Here is an 18,519-nt window from a genome sequence, read left to right on the forward strand (position 1 = left end):
CGATGATTGAATGGATTATCCGGCGCTCTGTCGCCAACCGTTTCCTGGTCATGATGGGGGCCCTGTTTCTCAGCATCTGGGGTACATGGACGATTATTAACACGCCGGTCGATGCCTTGCCTGACCTGTCAGATGTACAGGTCATTATCAAAACCAGCTATCCCGGCCAGGCCCCGCAGATTGTAGAAAACCAGGTCACCTATCCACTTACCACCACCATGCTGTCCGTACCTGGCGCAAAAACCGTGCGTGGTTTTTCACAGTTCGGGGATTCGTATGTGTATGTCATTTTTGAAGACGGCACCGATCTGTACTGGGCCCGTTCCCGCGTGCTGGAATATCTGAATCAGGTTCAGGGAAAACTGCCTGCCGGTGTGAGTTCTGAAATCGGTCCTGATGCCACGGGTGTGGGCTGGATTTTTGAATATGCCCTTGTCGATCGCAACGGAAAACACGACCTTTCAGAACTGCGCTCTCTGCAGGACTGGTTCCTGAAATTTGAGCTGAAAACCATCCCGAACGTGGCTGAGGTCGCTTCGGTTGGCGGCGTGGTGAAACAGTACCAGATTCAGGTCAATCCGGTAAAACTGTCCCAGTACGGTATCAGCCTGCCCGAAGTGAAACAGGCACTTGAATCGTCTAACCAGGAGGCCGGTGGCTCATCCGTTGAAATGGCCGAAGCGGAGTATATGGTCCGTGCCAGCGGTTATCTTCAGAGCATTGATGATTTTAATAACATCGTCCTGAAAACAGGTGAGAACGGCGTGCCGGTTTATCTGCGGGATGTTGCCCGCGTGCAGACCGGGCCCGAAATGAGGCGTGGTATTGCCGAGCTGAACGGCCAGGGAGAAGTCGCTGGCGGCGTGGTGATCCTGCGGTCGGGTAAAAATGCGCGCGACGTTATCACGGCAGTGAGGGATAAACTGGAGACGCTGAAGGCCAGCCTGCCGGAAGGCGTTGAAATCGTGACCACCTACGATCGCAGCCAGTTAATCGACCGGGCGATTGATAACCTCAGTTACAAGCTTCTTGAAGAGTTTATCGTTGTTGCTGTCGTTTGCGCACTGTTCCTCTGGCATGTCCGTTCTGCCCTGGTGGCGATTATTTCTCTGCCACTTGGCCTGTGTATCGCCTTTATCGTCATGCACTTCCAGGGACTGAACGCCAATATCATGTCGCTGGGAGGGATAGCGATTGCCGTCGGTGCGATGGTGGATGCCGCCATTGTGATGATTGAAAATGCGCACAAACGGCTTGAGGAGTGGGATCATCAGCATCCGGGTGAGCAGATTGACAACGCCACCCGCTGGAAGGTGATTACCGACGCCTCCGTGGAAGTGGGACCCGCGTTGTTCATTAGCCTGCTGATCATCACCCTGTCCTTTATTCCTATCTTTACCCTGGAAGGGCAGGAAGGTCGTCTGTTTGGCCCGCTGGCATTCACGAAAACGTACTCCATGGCGGGAGCGGCCGCACTGGCCATCATCGTCATTCCTATTCTGATGGGATTCTGGATCCGGGGGAAAATTCCTGCCGAGACAAGTAACCCCCTGAACCGGGTGCTGATCAAAGCGTATCATCCTTTGCTGCTGCGGGTCCTCCACTGGCCAAAAACAACCCTGCTGGTTGCGGCCTTGTCCATTTTCACGGTTATCTGGCCACTGAGTCAGGTGGGCGGTGAATTTCTGCCGAAGATTAACGAGGGCGATCTGCTGTATATGCCGTCGACCTTGCCTGGCGTCTCTCCGGCAGAAGCTGCAGCGCTCCTGCAGACAACAGACAAGTTAATCAAAAGCGTTCCTGAAGTGGCTTCTGTATTTGGCAAGACCGGTAAAGCAGAGACCGCAACGGATTCCGCGCCGCTCGAAATGGTGGAAACCACGATCCAGCTCAAACCTGAGGATCAGTGGCGTCCCGGCATGACAATTGACAAGATTATTGATGAACTCGACAGGACAGTCCGTTTACCGGGTCTGGCAAACCTCTGGGTGCCGCCTATCCGTAACCGTATTGATATGCTCTCAACCGGGATCAAAAGCCCGATAGGTATCAAAGTGTCCGGGACTGTTCTGTCCGATATCGACGCGACGGCGCAGAGTATCGAGGCGGTAGCCAAAACCGTGCCTGGCGTGGTGTCTGTCCTGGCTGAGCGACTTGAGGGCGGGCGCTACATCGATATCGATATCAACCGGGAGAAAGCTTCCCGGTACGGGATGACTGTGGGCGACGTCCAGCTGTTCGTCTCTTCAGCAATCGGTGGGGCTATGGTGGGTGAGACGGTTGAAGGCGTGGCCCGGTACCCTATTAACATTCGCTATCCGCAGGATTACCGTAACAGTCCGCAGGCGTTGAGAGAGATGCCAATCCTGACCCCAATGAAGCAGCAAATTACGCTGGGCGATGTTGCCGATATTAAGGTCGTTTCCGGACCAACCATGCTGAAAACCGAAAATGCCCGGCCAGCCAGCTGGATTTATGTTGATGCCCGCGGCAGGGACATGGTGTCGGTGGTGAACGATATTAAGACGGCCATCAGTGAGAAAGTGAAACTGAGACCGGGGACCAGTGTGGCATTCTCAGGACAGTTTGAATTACTCGAGCACGCCAATAAGAAATTAAAACTGATGGTACCGATGACGGTGATGATCATCTTCATCCTGTTATATCTGGCATTCCGCCGGGCTGATGAGGCCTTACTTATTCTGATGAGCCTGCCGTTTGCCCTGGTTGGCGGGATATGGTTCCTGTACTGGCAGGGCTTCCATATGTCAGTGGCGACCGGAACCGGGTTTATCGCCCTGGCCGGGGTGGCAGCAGAGTTTGGCGTGGTCATGCTGATGTATCTGCGTCATGCCATTGAAGCGCACCCGGAATTGTCCCGTAAAGAGACGTTCACACCGGAAGGCCTTGATGAAGCCCTCTATCATGGTGCCGTACTGCGTGTCCGGCCGAAAGCCATGACCGTGGCGGTGATCATTGCGGGTCTGCTGCCAATACTCTGGGGAACCGGTGCAGGTTCAGAAGTCATGAGCCGTATCGCGGCACCCATGATTGGTGGGATGATCACGGCTCCGCTGCTGTCCCTGTTCATTATTCCTGCCGCCTACAAATTAATCTGGCTGCGCAGACATAAAAAAAGCGTGTCCTGAACCTGAAAGGGCACCCCCTGTGGGTGTCCTTCTTTACTGATTCACCCTGACGTCAGGGTTTATATCGATAATATACAGAGGTGAGTATGAAAAAAGTGGTTCTAATGGCGCTGGCTCTCGGCCTTTCACTACCCGCGATGGCGAGTGAAAAAGTGATTGATATGTACAAATCTGAAAACTGTGGCTGTTGTTCCCTGTGGGGCAAAGCGATGGAAAAAGACGGGTTTGAAGTACGAACTCACGTCATGAATGATCAGGCGCTGTCAGCCCTGAAAGAAAAGCATGCTATTCCTGCAGGACTACGAAGTTGTCATACCGCGGTTGCCGGTAATTTGATCATTGAAGGCCATGTGCCTGCGACAACGATACATAAGGCAATGCAGTCTGGTTCGGGTATATACGGTCTCGCCACCCCCGGTATGCCAGCAGGAAGTCCTGGAATGGAGATGGGAGCCCGAAAAGAGGCTTACGATGTTATCGCATTCTCACCGGATGGAAGTAAAAAAGTCTTCCAGCGAATCGAATAGTCAGCGGAACGGCTGATAACGGGACGCCGGTAGCAGGCACTCCTGTGCCGGCGATATTCGTGGTAATCGCATCCATGACATACCCTGAAGACAGAAGATGCTTCGGTATGCATAAGGAGAGTTACTGTGAAAAATGACAATGCAGTGCAACACAACAACCAGACTGCTTCTGAGCAGACATTATCCCCGGACGAGGGCCACGTATTGCATAAGGTGAGAGATCCCGTGTGCGGGATGGCCATCCTGCCCGACAGGGCGCACAGCAGCATTCGATACCAGGACCACCAACTTTATTTCTGCTCCGCCAGCTGTGAGAGTAAATTTAAAGCCCATCCCGATCGTTATCTTACCGAAGATGCCAGTGAACATTCCCATCACCATCACCACGATCATCACGAAGTCAGCCCTGATCAGATAAAACAGCCTCACAACCAGGCGGAAAAAGAGAATTCTGAAGGTGTGTGGACATGTCCGATGCACCCGGAGATACGCCGCAGTGGTCCCGGAAGCTGTCCTGTCTGTGGAATGGCACTGGAGCCGCTCGTAGCTACGGCATCCACGGGGCCGAGTGATGAACTTCACGACATGACAAGACGCTTCTGGCTGGGGTTGTTGCTGGCGTTTCCGGTTCTGGTACTCGAAATGGGATCTCATCTGTTTCCCGACTTGAGGAATACAGTACCGCCACAGTACAACACATGGCTGCAGTTGCTTCTGGCCTCCCCTGTCGTGTTGTGGTGTGGCTGGCCATTCTTCGCCCGGGCCGGAATGTCGTTACGTAACCGCTCCCTGAATATGTTTACCCTTGTTGCAATGGGGACCGGCGTAGCCTGGGTTTACAGCGTCATTGCAACCGTCTTCCCCTCCTGGTTTCCTGCATCGTTCAGAAACATGGATGGCCTGGTGGCCGTTTATTTTGAAGCCGCAGCAGTTATTACGGTGCTTGTTCTGCTGGGACAGGTTCTTGAGCTGCGGGCACGGGAACAAACCTCAGGCGCCATTACTGCGCTTCTGAACCTTGCCCCCAAAACCGCCAGACGGCTGGATCATGACGGTCATGAAACGGATATTAATGCGGAAGATGTCCTGCCTGGCGATAAGCTCCGCATCAGACCTGGAGAGAGTATTCCGGTCGACGGTATCGTGATCGAAGGCAAAACAACCGTTGATGAATCGATGGTGACCGGGGAGTCTATGCCGGTTACCAAAACGAAGGGTGACCCTGTCATTGGGGGGACGATTAATCAGACAGGTAGTCTTATCATCCGTGCAGAGAAAGTCGGTGATGAAACGATGCTCTCACGAATTGTTCAGATGGTCGCTGATGCACAGCGTTCGCGTGCCCCCATCCAGAGAATGGCAGACAGCGTTTCAGGCTGGTTTGTTCCTCTGGTGATACTTATCGCGGTTGTTGCTTTCTTGATCTGGTCTGTCTGGGGGCCCGAGCCCAGGATGGCGCACGGTCTCATTGCGGCTGTGTCGGTCCTGATTATTGCCTGTCCCTGCGCGCTGGGACTGGCCACGCCGATGTCGATAATGGTGGGGGTGGGCAAAGGCGCCCAGGCCGGGGTGTTAATCAAGAATGCCGAAGCCCTTGAGCGTCTTGAAAAAGTGGACACGCTGGTTGTCGACAAAACAGGCACGCTCACGGAAGGTTCGCCTACGGTGACAGGGATTATCAGTCTCAGTCCGGGTGGGGAAATATCTCTTTTACGTGTAACAGCTGCAGTGGAAAAAGGTTCGCAGCATCCGTTGGGTATGGCTGTTGTCAGAGCCGCGCATGAAAAGGGGATCGTGATACCTGCCGTCAGTAATTTCAATGCCCCGTCGGGGAAAGGTGTCTCAGGCGATGTCGAAGGTCAACGGGTTGTTATTGGTAATGAACTGGCTATGCAGGAAAACAGTATCGTTATTGATAATCAAAAGGCCGTTGCGGATACGTTGCGGATGGAAGGCGCTACCGTTATCTATGTGGCCACAGACGGGAACCTTGCAGGCATGATAGCTATCTCGGATCCCGTGAAAGCAACCACGCCGGATGCGCTTAAAGCTTTGCGTCAGGCGGGGATCCGCATTGTTATGCTCACCGGGGATAACCAGCTTACTGCTGAAGCAGTCGCACGGAAACTGGGAATAGATGAGGTTGAAGCCGGGATTCTGCCGGATGGCAAAAAAGCAGTGATAACCCGACTGAAAGCGTCTGGCCATGTGGTTGCGATGGCCGGAGACGGTGTGAATGATGCCCCGGCGCTGGCAGCGGCTGACGTGGGTATAGCCATGGGAACGGGTACAGATGTGGCAATAGAAAGTGCTGGCGTTACCCTTCTCAAAGGCGATTTGATGATACTCAACAGGGCCCGTCATCTGTCAGAAATCACCATGAAAAATATCCGGCAGAATCTGTTTTTTGCGTTTATCTACAATGCTCTTGGGGTGCCTGTAGCTGCAGGTCTGCTTTATCCTGTGTATGGAATACTGCTGTCGCCAGTTATTGCGGCGGCGGCTATGGCCCTTTCCTCCGTTAGCGTCATTGCAAATGCGTTGCGTCTGAAAAGTGTCAGGCTCGGGAAATAACCCTGAATGAAGGGTCTGTTACTAACAGAAGGAGTCCGGTATGAAAAGTACCACCTATGCGCTTATTGCTGTCGCCGCGATTGCGGCATTTGCCCTCCTGCGCGAACACTGGTCACATGTGGCAGGTTACTGGCCATATCTGTTATTGCTGGTCTGCCCGCTAATGCATCTTTTCCACGGCCACGGAGGGCATGGAGATCATCAACATCAAGGAAGTGAAAACGATAAAAAAAATTAATCCGGCAGACGGGGCCGCGTCGCGGCCCCGTTATCAGTCCAGGTATCGTTCGTAGTCTCTGGCATGCGCAAAGGCATGCTGTTCAAGTTTGTTATCAGCGGGTGCCGCTGCCCGGAACGCCAGTGAGTTAACAGGATTGTTATTGATGACCAGCTCGTAATGCAGATGAGGACCGGATGAACGTCCGCTGTTACCGGATAACGCAATAGCGTCTCCCCGGGTAACCCTGGCCCCTTTAGTAACGAGTATTTTATTGAGGTGGAGATAGCGAGTTTTAACACCGGCTTTTCCCGTTACTTCAACAAAATATCCCATGGTACTGTTGTATTCGGCCCGGGTGATTTTTCCGTCGATGACGCTGACTATTTTCGTGTTCATGGGCATGGAATAATCAATGCCATTATGGGGACTCACTTTTCCCGATACCGGGTTAAGTCTTGCAGGATTGAAAGGCGAACTGAGTCTTGCTGTGGCCGGTAACGGATAATCGAGACTGCCTTTCCCGGAAGTATCGGAAAGGTTATAGAACTTTTTATCTGATATACGATACGCCGTGTAATTAAATGAACCGGACGTAAATTTATAGGCCACGACACGTGATTTTCCCGCTTTCTTTTGCAGTACGAGTTTTAATGATTCATTTTTTTTCAAATGCCGCAGATTAAACCGGGAAGGCAAGGAGCGCTGAAGAGTAGCGATCTCGTTCGATTCCAGCCCCGAGCGGGTGGCTGAAAGGTAGGCATTTTCTTTTACGACATCGGTAGAATACATTTACTGGAATTCGCCGTTAGCATGAACACTGCGGCGTATGCTAGGGGTTTTCAGGAGGCGTGTCATCTGTCAGTTAATCGGGAGCACCGTTGATGGTCGTCATTTTTGTAACATATCTTGTTTCCCGTTTGCTCCTGAAGCTCTGGGAACTGTATGACCAGCCCGACGGTGATGATTAACGGGACTGAAACAGGTTACGGCAGAGCAATATGGGGCTCATGTCCTGCTACGTAACCCGTCAGTAAAGCCCTGCTGCGCACCTGACGCTAAGCACTAACCCGCCTGCAGTTACCTGGTCGAATACAGCCCGCGAAGCTTTCTTGCCTGCGTCTGATGTGCTTCCGCACCGGCATTATTGACCTGCTCATGCACGAGAGCGGCTTTTTCTCCGGCATTCAGTTCGTTAAAAGAAGAAGACGAGGTCTTTGAATTTGCATCACTGCCGGACAGCATTTTTTTATGTTCCTCAATCATTTTCTGATGCGCATAGGACGCGCTGTTGTTCATAAATGAATGAGCAACAATGGCCCTTTCATGTTCATTCATTTCAGAGAATGAGGACGTGTTGTTTTTATTAACCCTGTCCGGTAAGTTTTCATGCGTCGAGGAGTTCACATGACTGACGGCTGAGGCATTATTAACAAATCGATGTGCTTCATGGGCAATATCACTGGACTGAGCAAAAGCTGCCCCACAAAATAAAGCTGTAAACGCAGTGGTCGTGATTAATATATTCATGTGTAATTACCTTCTGAGGTACATAAAAGATGTCCTTATGATCATATATAAAAAAATCAACCTGTGGGGAAGATGACGTAAATGTAATACAGCCACGTACATTACACGATTGTAATGAATTTGTTTCTTAAGGTGTGCTAGATTCATTTCATTGTAAGTGGATGAACCAGTAATTTAATTTAAATCGGTTCTCGAATTCTGTCAGTAACCATACTTTAAATAAGGGAATGCGCATGCTGTTGAAAACGTCTCGACGAACTTTCCTGAAGGGGTTAACCCTCTCTGGCGTAGCCGGAAGTCTTGGCGTATGGAGTTTCAATGCGCGTTCCAGTCTGAGCCTGCCAGTTGCCGCATCCCTGCAGGGTACTCAGTTTGACCTGACCATTGGTGAAACGGCCGTCAATATCACGGGCAGTGAGCGTCAGGCCAAAACAATCAATGGAGGCCTGCCGGGGCCCGTTCTTCGCTGGAAAGAAGGTGACACCATTACCCTGAAGGTCAAAAACCGTCTTAATGAACAGACGTCCATTCACTGGCACGGCATTATTCTTCCGGCCAATATGGATGGTGTTCCGGGGCTGAGTTTTATGGGCATAGAGCCTGATGATACCTACGTTTACACCTTTAAGGTTAAGCAGAACGGGACTTACTGGTACCACAGCCATTCCGGTCTGCAGGAACAGGAGGGGGTATACGGTGCCATTATCATCGATGCCAGGGAGCCAGAACCGTTTGCTTACGATCGTGAGCATGTGGTCATGTTGTCTGACTGGACCGATGAAAATCCTCACAGCCTGCTGAAAAAATTAAAAAAACAGTCGGATTACTACAATTTCAATAAACCAACCGTTGGCTCTTTTTTCCGCGACGTGAATACCAGGGGGCTGTCAGCCACCATTGCCGATCGGAAAATGTGGGCTGAAATGAAAATGAATCCGACTGACCTCGCGGATGTCAGTGGCTACACCTACACCTATCTCATGAACGGGCAGGCCCCGCTGAAAAACTGGACCGGACTGTTCCGTCCCGGTGAAAAGATACGCTTACGGTTTATCAACGGCTCGGCAATGACCTATTTCGATATCCGTATCCCCGGGCTGAAAATGACGGTCGTGGCTGCAGATGGCCAGTATGTAAACCCGGTTACCGTTGACGAATTCAGGATTGCCGTTGCCGAAACCTATGATGTCATTGTGGAGCCTCAGGGTGAGGCCTATACCATCTTCGCACAATCCATGGACAGGACCGGTTACGCTCGAGGGACACTGGCCACGAGAGAAGGGTTAAGTGCTGCCGTTCCCCCCCTCGATCCCCGTCCTCTGTTGACCATGGAAGATATGGGTATGGGGGGAATGGGACATGATATGGCAGGAATGGACCACAGCCAGATGGGAGGCATGGATAACAGCGGAGAGATGATGTCTATGGACGGTGCTGACCTTCCGGATAGCGGGACATCCTCCGCGCCCATGGATCACAGCAGCATGGCCGGTATGGATCATTCCCGGATGGCCGGAATGCCGGGTATGCAAAGTCATCCTGCGTCAGAAACGGATAACCCACTGGTTGATATGCAGGCGATGAGCGTCTCTCCGAAATTAAATGATCCGGGTATTGGTCTTCGAAATAACGGAAGAAAGGTTCTCACGTACGCGGATTTGAAAAGCCGCTTTGAGGATCCTGACGGACGTGAACCTGGCCGTACCATAGAACTGCATTTAACCGGCCACATGGAAAAGTTTGCCTGGTCATTTAACGGAATCAAGTTTTCAGATGCCGCACCGGTGCTGCTGAAATACGGTGAGCGGCTCAGGATCACGCTGATCAACGATACCATGATGACTCACCCCATTCACCTGCATGGTATGTGGAGCGATCTGGAAGATGAAAACGGTAATTTCATGGTTCGTAAACACACAATAGATGTTCCCCCTGGTACAAAACGCAGTTACAGAGTGACAGCAGATGCGCTTGGCCGCTGGGCGTATCACTGCCATTTGCTCTATCACATGGAAATGGGAATGTTTCGTGAAGTCCGGGTGGAGGAATGATGCGAATGAAGAGAAATTTGAAGGCCATACCTGTTCTGGTCGCCGGTTTGTTTACCTCACAGCTTTCTATTGCGGCGGGCTCCGTCTCTGCAGATCCCCACGCCGGGCACGACATGTCTGCCATGCAGATGCCAGCAGATGAGAATTTCACTGAGATGACGTCAATGGAGCCCATTGTAACTGAGAGCAGAACGCCAATTCCGCCTGTTACCGATGCCGACCGGAAGGCTGCATTCGGCAATTTACAGGGGCATGCGATTCACGACAGTGCGATTAATTATCTGGTTCTGCTGGATCAACTGGAATGGCAACGGTCGGATAACACCAACAATTTCAGCTGGAGTGTTAACAGCTGGATTGGAGGCGACACAGATCGGATTTGGCTAAAGAGTGAAGGTGAACGAAGCAATGGGGAAACGGAGGCGGCTGAAGCGCAGTTACTCTGGGGACATGCGGTTGGCCCATGGTGGGATTTGGTTGCGGGTGTCAGGCAGGATTTCAGACCTGCTTCTGCCCGGACCTGGGCTGCTGTCGGTTTTCAGGGGCTGGCACTCTATAATTTTGAGTCTGAAATTACGGGTTTTGTCAGTAATGGCGGAAAAGCAGCCCTTCGTCTGGGAGGAGAATACGACGTTTTACTGACTAACCGGCTCATACTCCAGCCATCCTATGAGGTGAATTTCTACAGTCAGGATGATGAATCGCGGGGTCGCGGCAGGGGACTGACTGACACAGAGCTGGGGCTCCGGCTGCGCTATGAAATACGCCGTGAGTTTGCACCCTATATAGGCGTTTCCTGGAATCAACTTTACGGGAAAACATCCGATATGGCGAAAAGAGAAGGTGAGAAAGACCATCAGGTAGTATTCCTGGCGGGAGCCAGAATCTGGTTTTAACGCACTGATATAAAACACTCAACTAAACAGGTAAATAAAATGTCGATTTTAAATAAAGCCATTCTTACAGGTGGCCTCGTTATGGGCGTTGCTTTCTCTGCTATGGCCCATCCGGAATTAAAAAGCTCTGTGCCACAGGCTGATTCAGCCGTAGCGGCCCCGGAAAAGATTCAGCTTAATTTCTCGGAAAATCTGACCGTGAAATTCTCAGGTGCAAAATTAACGATGACGGGTATGAAAGGCATGTCATCACATTCTCCGATGCCGGTCGCGGCAAAAGTGGCGCCAGGCGCTGACCCTAAATCGATGGTCATTATTCCGCGAGAGCCTTTACCCGCTGGCACTTATCGTGTTGACTGGCGCGCGGTTTCTTCAGATACGCACCCTATTACCGGTAATTACACCTTTACAGTGAAGTAATATTATGAACGACCTGATTATGATTGTTATTCGTTTTCTTCTTTATCTGGATTTGATGGTAATATTTGGATTGCCATTTTTTCAGATATATGGAATAAGCGGTGTCAGACATGAAACCTATAACCTGACTAATTTCAGGTCGTTTATAACCTTTGCTGTTGTTACAGGCATCATTCTTACTGGCATTAATATGCTCCTGGTATCTAATGCCATGAGTGGAGTAACTGACCTCAGAGAATTATCCATCCATGTTATCGAGATGGTGATAGAAGAAACTGATGTGGGTATTAGCTGGATTGTCAGACTCTGTGCCCTGTTTACCACACTCGGTGCTTTGTTCCTTTACACTAATAAGAGAGTATTGTCCTGCCTGCTGATGACGATGAGTGGGGGCGTGGCGCTGGCTACACTTGCCTGGGGAGGACACGCCGTTATGCATGACGGTCTGCATTACTATCTCCATTTACTGAGCGATCTGACCCATCTCGGCGCTGCAGGTGCCTGGACAGGTGCTCTGGTTGCATTTGCTATCCTGCTGATGCGCAGAAACGAGCATAATGCACAGAGCGTCATGGTGATATCTGACTCCCTGGCAAAATTTGCCACGGCAGGAACGGTGATTGTTGTAGCCCTGATCCTGAGTGCGCTGGTCAACTATCTGTATATTGCTGAGGGTAACTTAACTCCCTTATTCAACAGTTCCTGGGGGAGGATATTGCTTGCCAAGACGGCTCTGTTTGTTCTGATGCTTCTTCTGGCTGCAGCAAACCGGTTTCACCTGGGTCCCCGGCTTGAAGTTATGGTCAGGGAAGGGAATTATGATCGCAGCGTTGCCCTGATGCGAAACAGCATCCTGACAGAATTCGTTGTTGCGATTATCATTCTGGGCGCCGTAGCGTGGCTTGGAATGCTTGCTCCGTCTCAGATCAGCTAGGGGACAGCCAAAGCTCATGCGTGAGATTTTTACTTTCATATCAGCGAGTTGACCATGCAGCGTATTTTAATCGTTGAAGACGAACAAAAAACAGGTCGTTACCTGCAGCAGGGACTGGTTGAGGAAGGCTATCAGGCCGATCTCTTTAATAATGGCCGCGATGGTCTCGGGGCCGCGTCGAAGGGACAGTATGATTTGATAATACTGGACGTGATGCTGCCTTTCCTCGACGGGTGGCAAATCATCAGCGCACTGAGGGAGTCCGGGCACGAAGAACCGGTCCTGTTTTTAACCGCAAAGGACAACGTGCGGGACAAAGTGAAAGGACTGGAGCTTGGCGCAGATGACTACCTGATTAAGCCCTTTGATTTTACGGAGCTGGTTGCACGTGTAAGAACCCTACTGCGCCGGGCACGCTCGCAGGCCGCAACAGTCTGCACCATCGCCGATATGACCGTTGATATGGTGCGCCGGACCGTGATCCGTTCGGGGAAGAAGATCCATCTCACCGGTAAAGAATACGTTCTGCTTGAGTTGCTGCTGCAACGCACCGGAGAAGTGTTACCCAGGAGTCTTATCTCGTCCCTGGTCTGGAACATGAATTTTGACAGTGATACGAATGTGATTGATGTCGCCGTGAGACGTCTGAGAAGTAAAATTGATGATGACTTTGAGCCAAAACTGATCCATACCGTTCGCGGTGCCGGATATGTCCTGGAGATCAGAGAAGAGTGAGGTTCAAAATTTCCCTGACCACACGCCTGAGCCTGATTTTTTCTGCGGTGATGCTTACGGTATGGTGGTTATCAAGTTTTATCCTGATTAGCACCCTGAATGGCTATTTCGATAATCAGGACCGCGATTTTCTGACAGGTAAACTTCAGCTCACCGAAGAGTTTCTTAAAACAGAGACGTTCAGGAACAAAACGGATATTAAGTCATTATCAGAAAAAATAAACGATGCGATGGTGGGGCACAATGGCTTATTCATTTCTATAAAAAACATGGAAAATGAAAAAATTGTTGAACTCTATGCCAAAAATTCTGTTGTTCCAGCGGTCCTGCTTAATAAGTCGGGTGATATTCTCGACTATATGATCCAGACGGAAGAAAATAACACCGTGTACCGCAGTATCTCGCGGCGGGTTGCCGTGACGCCGGAACAGGGTAAAAGCAAACATGTCATCATTACGGTTGCCACGGATACTGGGTATCACACCCTGTTTATGGACAAACTCAGTACCTGGCTGTTCTGGTTCAATATCGGTCTGGTCTTTATTTCTGTTTTTCTGGGCTGGCTGACCACACGTATTGGTCTGAAACCGCTACGGGAAATGACCAGTCTGGCTTCCTCCATGACCGTACACAGCCTGGATCAGCGTCTAAATCCCGATCTGGCTCCGCCGGAAATCTCTGAGACCATGCAGGAGTTCAATAATATGTTTGATCGCCTGGAGGGGGCATTCCGGAAACTGTCAGATTTCTCGTCTGACATCGCGCATGAGCTGCGCACACCAGTCAGTAATCTGATGATGCAGACGCAGTTTGCACTGGCTAAGGAAAGGGATGTTTCGCATTACCGCGAAATTTTATTCGCTAACCTGGAAGAACTGAAAAGGTTGTCACGAATGACCAGTGACATGCTTTTTCTGGCACGTTCAGAGCATGGTCTGCTGCGGCTGGATAAACATGATGTGGATCTGGCAGCCGAACTGAATGAATTACGTGAGTTGTTCGAGCCCCTGGCAGACGAAACAGGAAAGACAATCACGGTTGAAGGAGAGGGCGTTGTTGCCGGAGACAGCGATATGCTCCGACGTGCTTTCAGTAACCTGCTTTCCAATGCAATCAAGTATTCTCCCGATAACACCTGTACAGCGATACACATTGAGCGTGACAGTGACTGTGTGAACGTGATGATTACGAATACGATGTCCGGCCAGGTTCCCGCTAATCTGGAACGTTTGTTTGACCGGTTCTATCGCGCAGACTCATCAAGGTTCTACAACACGGAAGGCGCGGGGCTGGGATTATCAATTACAAGGTCGATCATTCATGCTCACGGCGGCGAGCTGTCAGCAGAACAGCAGGGGCGGGAAATTGTGTTCAGTGTGCGTCTGTTAATGGATTAATACCGTTATTCAGGAGAAACCCGGAAGGTGACAAAAATGTCATCGTTCAGTCACGCGATAAACAGAGGCGGTTTTTTATAATCAGCCATAAATCAGGACAGCGTGATAATTCAATCGCCCGGTTCCTGGCGTGATGATCAACCAGCCCTGAGATCAAATGCTTTCTCTGTTATAAGCCGTTGATTGTTTGGGTATGAAAACACCGGAGACCCAACCATGAAAAAGATCCTTGTATCATTTGTTGCCATTATGGCTGTCGCTTCATCCGCCATGGCTGCAGAGACAATGAACATGCATGACCAGGTAAATAATGCCCAGGCACCCGCCCATCAGATGCAGTCAACCTCTGAAAAAAGCGCTGTTCAGGGAGACAGTATGACAATGATGGATATGAGTGGTCACGATCAGGCTGCAATGACCCATGAAATGATGCAAAACGGCAACGCTTCTGCCCATCAGGACATGGCTGAAATGCATAAAAAAATGATGAAATCCAAGCCAGCAGCTTCTAACGAAACAGCAAAATCATTTTCCGAAATGAACGAGCATGAGAAAGCCGCTGTTGTACACGAGAAGGCGAATAATGGTCAGTCTTCAGTGATTCATCAGCAGCAGGCTGAAAAGCATCGCAGCCAGATCACCCAGAATTAACCCGCAGCTCCACTTGTCAGACCCTCATTTGACGCCGAAGTCACTGGCTTACGCTCCCGCCGGGAGCGTTTTTTTTCGTAATTAATAAGTGTCATCAAAAGCATCCATCACCATTATCATAATTGGCCCTGATCAAATAAAATTTAACTTATGTTGCGCGAGAATTCAGTTCATGAAAAAAATATCAGTATCATATTGTTTTTAATTATTATTTTCGTTCCCGGTTATATCCTATATCCAGGGTTCATGCCGCGCCGTATCCTGAGACTGGCTGAGAATACGAATGATCGTAACCACCGAATGTGATGACACAAAATAGATCATGTGCTGTTCCACCGGCAGCGAGCAGATATTGTCTCCCAGCTCCGCGCGATGCGTGCCTATGTCATGCATGGCCAGAACGTCAAACACCGCTGCTATACTGTTACCAACGGTGCAAAACTGGGTCTTCCGCAACTTAGGTGGAGTTGTTTAAGCCAGAGGGCTCATGACTCGTCGTCGCAGTAACTCGAAGCCAGCTCGACCGTACATCTGCCGTTTCAGCATCTTCAGGCGGTTTACATGGCCTTCCACAACGCCATTACTCCATCTGCTGCTTATCGCTTCGTGTATTGCTGTTGCATCCGCTTCCATACCGGCCGCAACACGCTGAAGGTCAATGAGCCCACTTTGACTGACGTCAGAGAACCATTGATTTAACTGCGATTTATTCTTCGTTTTCAACATTCGATAGAAGTCGAGCGACAGCTGTTGCGCCATTTTCAGTTGCGGTTCTTTCTGGCACATCGATTCGATGAAGCGGGATGCATAGTTTTCTTCTCCTCTGATCATTCGCCAGGGCATTAACCAGCGGCTTACTCTGGATGCTGAGGGGAGTCGAACTGGGGCGATAACGGGACTGTTAACCTGCTTACGCCACTTAGCCACAGCATCCCTGACCGTCGTTTCGCTCCCGGTGAAGCCAGCATTTACCATCTCCCGCCATAGCTGCCCGGCATTATGGTTACCGTTTATCCGTTGTTCTTCCAGCCATTCCTGCCATGGTTCAAGTAACCCGGGTCTGGGTGGCTTAGTTGATATTTCAGGGAACGCTTTTGACTGTATCCACCGGCGAACCGTCACCCGGGACAGTCCGGTGATACGCGATATTTCTCTTATCCCACAACCCTTTTTATGAAGAGAGTCTACCTCAGCCCAGCGCTGATACCGTTTGTCACGTCGCTCTCGTTTAATACGTTCAGGGCGACGTAACGTTGACGTTGGCACCAAAGACGCTTCAGCATTCTGTTTTTTGGGGGGATAACTCGGTGGCCACCAGTCGTATCAATGGCATGTGTCTGTACATCATGCGCTCCAGCGCATCACCAATATTCTTCAGCAGATGCCAGCGATCGGCCACCTGTATTGCCTGCGGTGCACCATCGCGAGCAGCTAACGCATAGATCCCCCCACGATCGCGTGAGACGACCTGTATTTCTGGGTATTTTTTGAACCATGCCGCCAGAGTGCGTTGCTCCCGGCCTGGCAGTAACACCAGGGGGCGATGGGTATCAAGATTTACGATCAGTGTGCCGTACCTGTGGCCCCGATGCCATGCCCACTCGTCAATACCAACATGCCTGGTCCGGTTCTCTGTTTGTTCCGGAGCTTGAACCACTCTGCGCAGTAAAGTATCCGCGCTGATCTGTATTCCTGAAGCTACTGCAGCTCGTCTCCCTGCTTCACCACCTGCGATAAGCCCCAGCTGATGCTGCAGATTTTTCAGCAATGCAGAAGACTGCTGCTGCGGGCCTGCAAAGGGAGCAAGCGATTCAGCAAAAATTTTACGTGAACAGGAAGGGTTACGACAGTACCAGTGCCGGATGGCGAAGACTAACCAGAGGGCCTGGCCTGAGCATGGAAGATGCTGTACTCGCCTCCGCCGGCAACTATGAACAGAATGACTGTGCGTGAGGCACTCAGGACATGATGCCGTTTTACGTGTGGCGCGGAGATGGAGGGTTATTCCATCAGTACCAGTAATCTGTCGGCAGGTTTGCCACCCGCGCGGTAGCTGTAAAAGTCTCTTAAGTGAGGCCATTTTGTTATACATAACTTAAAACACCTTAGATCCTTGTTAACTAAAAAGTTTCATCAATTTTTGTCCACCTAAGTTGCGGAAGACCCACTTTTTACCCGTTGTTGACAGCGGAGCACACCTTAACCCCGTGGTAAGCCTGATTTTTTATCTGATCGGGGCCTGCTCTTTCAGGGCAACCATGAATTACATCGTGGCTCAGTTGTTAGGGGCCGGCGCTGCTGCACTGTGCCTGAAGGCTGTCTTTGGCCACTCCCTGCTGGCCGGGGTGACCCGGGTCCATATGGGGGTATCACTGTACAATGCCTTTTTCATCGAAGGTGTCATGACTTTTATTCTGATTATGAGCATCCTAACGACCAGAAACCCCGCGATTATCAGCATTGCTGTTTTTCTTGATGCTTTTATTGGCGGGCCGCTGACGGGGGCAAGCATGAACCCGGCCCGTAGCTTCGGGCCGGCATTGGCCATGGGATACTGGGATAATCAGTGGCTGTACTGGGCCGCTCCGCTGTCTGGCGGGCTTGCAGCTGTTGCGTGCTGCCAGCTGTTTATGCCGCAACTGAAGTCACCCTCACCGGAATAAAGTCCCTTCCAGGACAGAATGCCTCTGATGAACAGAGGCATTCTTTTTTTCAGCAACCCACTGTCCGGCTACGCCTTTCCAGAATGAGAACATCTCTCCATTTTCCGTTCATTTCACCCACTTTTTCCCGGCAGCCGACTTCCCTGAATCCCTGGCTGCGATGTAAAGCAACACTGGCCTGGTTTTCCGGAAAGATGCCAGCAAGTAGCGTCCAGAAACCCGCACTTTCCGAGCCCTTTATCAGCCCGGAGAGCAAAGCCCTGCCCGCGCCTTTTCCCTGAAAATGAGTACTGACATAAATGCTCAGCTCTGCGACACCGCGGTATGCATGCCGGCGGGAAAAAGGAGATAGCGCAGCCCATCCCACCACTCTGTTATCAACAGTGGCGACGTAGCGGCAGTCCTGAAGATGCCCTTCATTCCATTCCAGCCACTCAGGTGCTGCGGTCTGAAAGGTGACGTTCCCTGTTGCAATTCCTTCCTGATAAATTTCCCTGACTGCACACCAGTCCTCTTCGTGCATTTTTCTAATGATGATCTCTGCCATTTCTCTGTACCGTATGTTTGCTGTATTCATAGGCAGTCAGAAAACGAGCCTGCCTGGGCTTCCCGGCGGGACATAATGCGCCCGTCAGCAAAGGATGAAGGTCATTTTATTTTTAGCGGGAATCGGTTTCTACTGTGACGGATTCATATGCATTTTTCCATATATATTGTGACGTACCTCATTTCTGAGAGGTATAAACACCGATCATGTTTTCTCCATGCCGCGTAA

The 18,519-nt window shown here is 50.7% G+C and carries 16 protein-coding genes and 1 pseudogene; 12 read left to right on the forward strand and 5 right to left on the reverse strand.

Annotated features, from left to right (window positions below; translation table 11 throughout):
• Window positions 1-2 precede the first annotated feature (2 nt).
• The 4 genes from silA (at window position 3) to B8P98_RS27990 (ending at window position 6,488) form a co-directional block, all read left to right on the forward strand.
• On the forward strand, window positions 3-3,149 hold the full coding sequence (gene silA / locus B8P98_RS27975) for a Cu(+)/Ag(+) efflux RND transporter permease subunit SilA (RefSeq protein ID WP_004098958.1): 3,147 nt from the start codon (window positions 3-5) through the stop codon (window positions 3,147-3,149).
• Window positions 3,150-3,235: 86 nt separating this feature from the next.
• Entirely contained in the window at window positions 3,236-3,676 is a 441-nt protein-coding gene (locus tag B8P98_RS27980) for a DUF411 domain-containing protein (RefSeq protein ID WP_000758228.1), read from the forward strand.
• A gap of 126 nt (window positions 3,677-3,802) precedes the next feature.
• Window positions 3,803-6,250 (forward strand): Ag(+)-translocating P-type ATPase SilP, encoded by a 2,448-nt coding sequence (gene silP / locus B8P98_RS27985; protein ID WP_064141818.1) that lies wholly within the window; start codon window positions 3,803-3,805, stop codon window positions 6,248-6,250.
• 40 nt (window positions 6,251-6,290) lie between these two features.
• Window positions 6,291-6,488: a DUF2933 domain-containing protein gene (locus B8P98_RS27990; RefSeq protein WP_000843497.1), complete on the forward strand. Its 198-nt coding sequence runs from the start codon at window positions 6,291-6,293 to the stop codon at window positions 6,486-6,488.
• 33 nt (window positions 6,489-6,521) lie between these two features.
• Here the strand turns inward: B8P98_RS27990 and B8P98_RS27995 are convergent, their stop codons facing one another.
• Together B8P98_RS27995 and B8P98_RS28000 are read right to left on the reverse strand one after the other, a co-directional pair.
• On the reverse strand, window positions 6,522-7,259 hold the full coding sequence (locus B8P98_RS27995; protein ID WP_004118669.1) for a peptidoglycan DD-metalloendopeptidase family protein: 738 nt from the start codon (window positions 7,257-7,259) through the stop codon (window positions 6,522-6,524).
• A 288-nt stretch (window positions 7,260-7,547) separates the two neighbouring features.
• Window positions 7,548-7,997: a hypothetical protein gene (locus tag B8P98_RS28000; protein WP_064141817.1), complete on the reverse strand. Its 450-nt coding sequence runs from the start codon at window positions 7,995-7,997 to the stop codon at window positions 7,548-7,550.
• Window positions 7,998-8,230: 233 nt separating this feature from the next.
• Here B8P98_RS28000 and pcoA point away from each other — a divergent pair, with 233 nt between their 5' ends.
• From pcoA to pcoE, 7 genes are all read left to right on the forward strand, one after another.
• The gene (gene pcoA, locus B8P98_RS28005; protein WP_000925242.1) at window positions 8,231-10,048 is read left to right on the forward strand and encodes a multicopper oxidase PcoA; all 1,818 of its coding nucleotides are present in this window, start codon (window positions 8,231-8,233) and stop codon (window positions 10,046-10,048) included.
• Between the two features lie 5 nt (window positions 10,049-10,053).
• On the forward strand, window positions 10,054-10,944 hold the full coding sequence (gene pcoB, locus B8P98_RS28010) for a copper resistance outer membrane transporter PcoB (protein WP_001378118.1): 891 nt from the start codon (window positions 10,054-10,056) through the stop codon (window positions 10,942-10,944).
• A 39-nt stretch (window positions 10,945-10,983) separates the two neighbouring features.
• A complete protein-coding gene (gene pcoC, locus B8P98_RS28015) occupies window positions 10,984-11,364 on the forward strand; it encodes a copper resistance system metallochaperone PcoC (RefSeq protein ID WP_000025662.1) in 381 nt (126 codons plus the stop codon).
• Window positions 11,365-11,419: 55 nt separating this feature from the next.
• Window positions 11,420-12,298 (forward strand): copper resistance inner membrane protein PcoD, encoded by an 879-nt coding sequence (pcoD, locus tag B8P98_RS28020; RefSeq protein ID WP_306671887.1) that lies wholly within the window; start codon window positions 11,420-11,422, stop codon window positions 12,296-12,298.
• A 54-nt stretch (window positions 12,299-12,352) separates the two neighbouring features.
• The gene (pcoR, locus tag B8P98_RS28025; protein ID WP_001188930.1) at window positions 12,353-13,033 is read left to right on the forward strand and encodes a copper response regulator transcription factor PcoR; all 681 of its coding nucleotides are present in this window, start codon (window positions 12,353-12,355) and stop codon (window positions 13,031-13,033) included.
• The gene (pcoS, locus tag B8P98_RS28030; RefSeq protein WP_004152084.1) at window positions 13,030-14,430 is read left to right on the forward strand and encodes a copper resistance membrane spanning protein PcoS; all 1,401 of its coding nucleotides are present in this window, start codon (window positions 13,030-13,032) and stop codon (window positions 14,428-14,430) included. The genes pcoR and pcoS overlap by 4 nt, the downstream gene beginning before the upstream one ends.
• A gap of 216 nt (window positions 14,431-14,646) precedes the next feature.
• On the forward strand, window positions 14,647-15,081 hold the full coding sequence (gene pcoE, locus B8P98_RS28035; RefSeq protein ID WP_004152085.1) for a copper resistance system metallochaperone PcoE: 435 nt from the start codon (window positions 14,647-14,649) through the stop codon (window positions 15,079-15,081).
• Between the two features lie 231 nt (window positions 15,082-15,312).
• Here pcoE and B8P98_RS28040 read toward each other — a convergent pair whose 3' ends face one another.
• Both B8P98_RS28040 and B8P98_RS28045 read right to left on the reverse strand, forming a co-directional pair.
• Window positions 15,313-15,492: a type II toxin-antitoxin system RelE/ParE family toxin gene (locus B8P98_RS28040; RefSeq protein ID WP_004152086.1), complete on the reverse strand. Its 180-nt coding sequence runs from the start codon at window positions 15,490-15,492 to the stop codon at window positions 15,313-15,315.
• Between the two features lie 60 nt (window positions 15,493-15,552).
• Window positions 15,553-17,173, reverse strand: a pseudogene (locus B8P98_RS28045) (ISL3 family transposase).
• A gap of 61 nt (window positions 17,174-17,234) precedes the next feature.
• Here B8P98_RS28045 and B8P98_RS28050 point away from each other — a divergent pair.
• On the forward strand, window positions 17,235-17,744 hold the full coding sequence (locus tag B8P98_RS28050; protein WP_031944101.1) for an aquaporin: 510 nt from the start codon (window positions 17,235-17,237) through the stop codon (window positions 17,742-17,744).
• 49 nt (window positions 17,745-17,793) lie between these two features.
• Here B8P98_RS28050 and B8P98_RS28055 read toward each other — a convergent pair whose 3' ends face one another.
• Complete coding sequence (locus B8P98_RS28055) at window positions 17,794-18,291, reverse strand: GNAT family N-acetyltransferase (protein WP_064184138.1); 498 nt, start codon at window positions 18,289-18,291, stop codon at window positions 17,794-17,796.
• Between the last annotated feature and the right edge of the window lie 228 nt (window positions 18,292-18,519).

Source organism: Klebsiella quasivariicola, from assembly GCF_002269255.1.
GTDB classification, from domain to species: Bacteria; Pseudomonadota; Gammaproteobacteria; order Enterobacterales; family Enterobacteriaceae; genus Klebsiella; species Klebsiella quasivariicola.

What these genes read in the sequence shown, in the direction of transcription:
- silA (WP_004098958.1), top strand. Translation starts at nt 3, where the DNA reads ATGATTGAATGGATTATCCGGCGCTCTGTCGCCAACCGTTTCCTGGTC.
- B8P98_RS27980 (WP_000758228.1), top strand. Translation starts at nt 3,236, where the DNA reads ATGAAAAAAGTGGTTCTAATGGCGCTGGCTCTCGGCCTTTCACTACCC.
- B8P98_RS27990 (WP_000843497.1), top strand. Translation starts at nt 6,291, where the DNA reads ATGAAAAGTACCACCTATGCGCTTATTGCTGTCGCCGCGATTGCGGCA.
- B8P98_RS27995 (WP_004118669.1), bottom strand. Translation starts at nt 7,259, where the DNA reads ATGTATTCTACCGATGTCGTAAAAGAAAATGCCTACCTTTCAGCCACC.
- B8P98_RS28000 (WP_064141817.1), bottom strand. Translation starts at nt 7,997, where the DNA reads ATGAATATATTAATCACGACCACTGCGTTTACAGCTTTATTTTGTGGG.
- pcoA (WP_000925242.1), top strand. Translation starts at nt 8,231, where the DNA reads ATGCTGTTGAAAACGTCTCGACGAACTTTCCTGAAGGGGTTAACCCTC.
- pcoB (WP_001378118.1), top strand. Translation starts at nt 10,054, where the DNA reads ATGAAGAGAAATTTGAAGGCCATACCTGTTCTGGTCGCCGGTTTGTTT.
- pcoC (WP_000025662.1), top strand. Translation starts at nt 10,984, where the DNA reads ATGTCGATTTTAAATAAAGCCATTCTTACAGGTGGCCTCGTTATGGGC.
- pcoD (WP_306671887.1), top strand. Translation starts at nt 11,420, where the DNA reads ATGGTAATATTTGGATTGCCATTTTTTCAGATATATGGAATAAGCGGT.
- pcoR (WP_001188930.1), top strand. Translation starts at nt 12,353, where the DNA reads ATGCAGCGTATTTTAATCGTTGAAGACGAACAAAAAACAGGTCGTTAC.
- pcoE (WP_004152085.1), top strand. Translation starts at nt 14,647, where the DNA reads ATGAAAAAGATCCTTGTATCATTTGTTGCCATTATGGCTGTCGCTTCA.
- B8P98_RS28055 (WP_064184138.1), bottom strand. Translation starts at nt 18,291, where the DNA reads ATGGCAGAGATCATCATTAGAAAAATGCACGAAGAGGACTGGTGTGCA.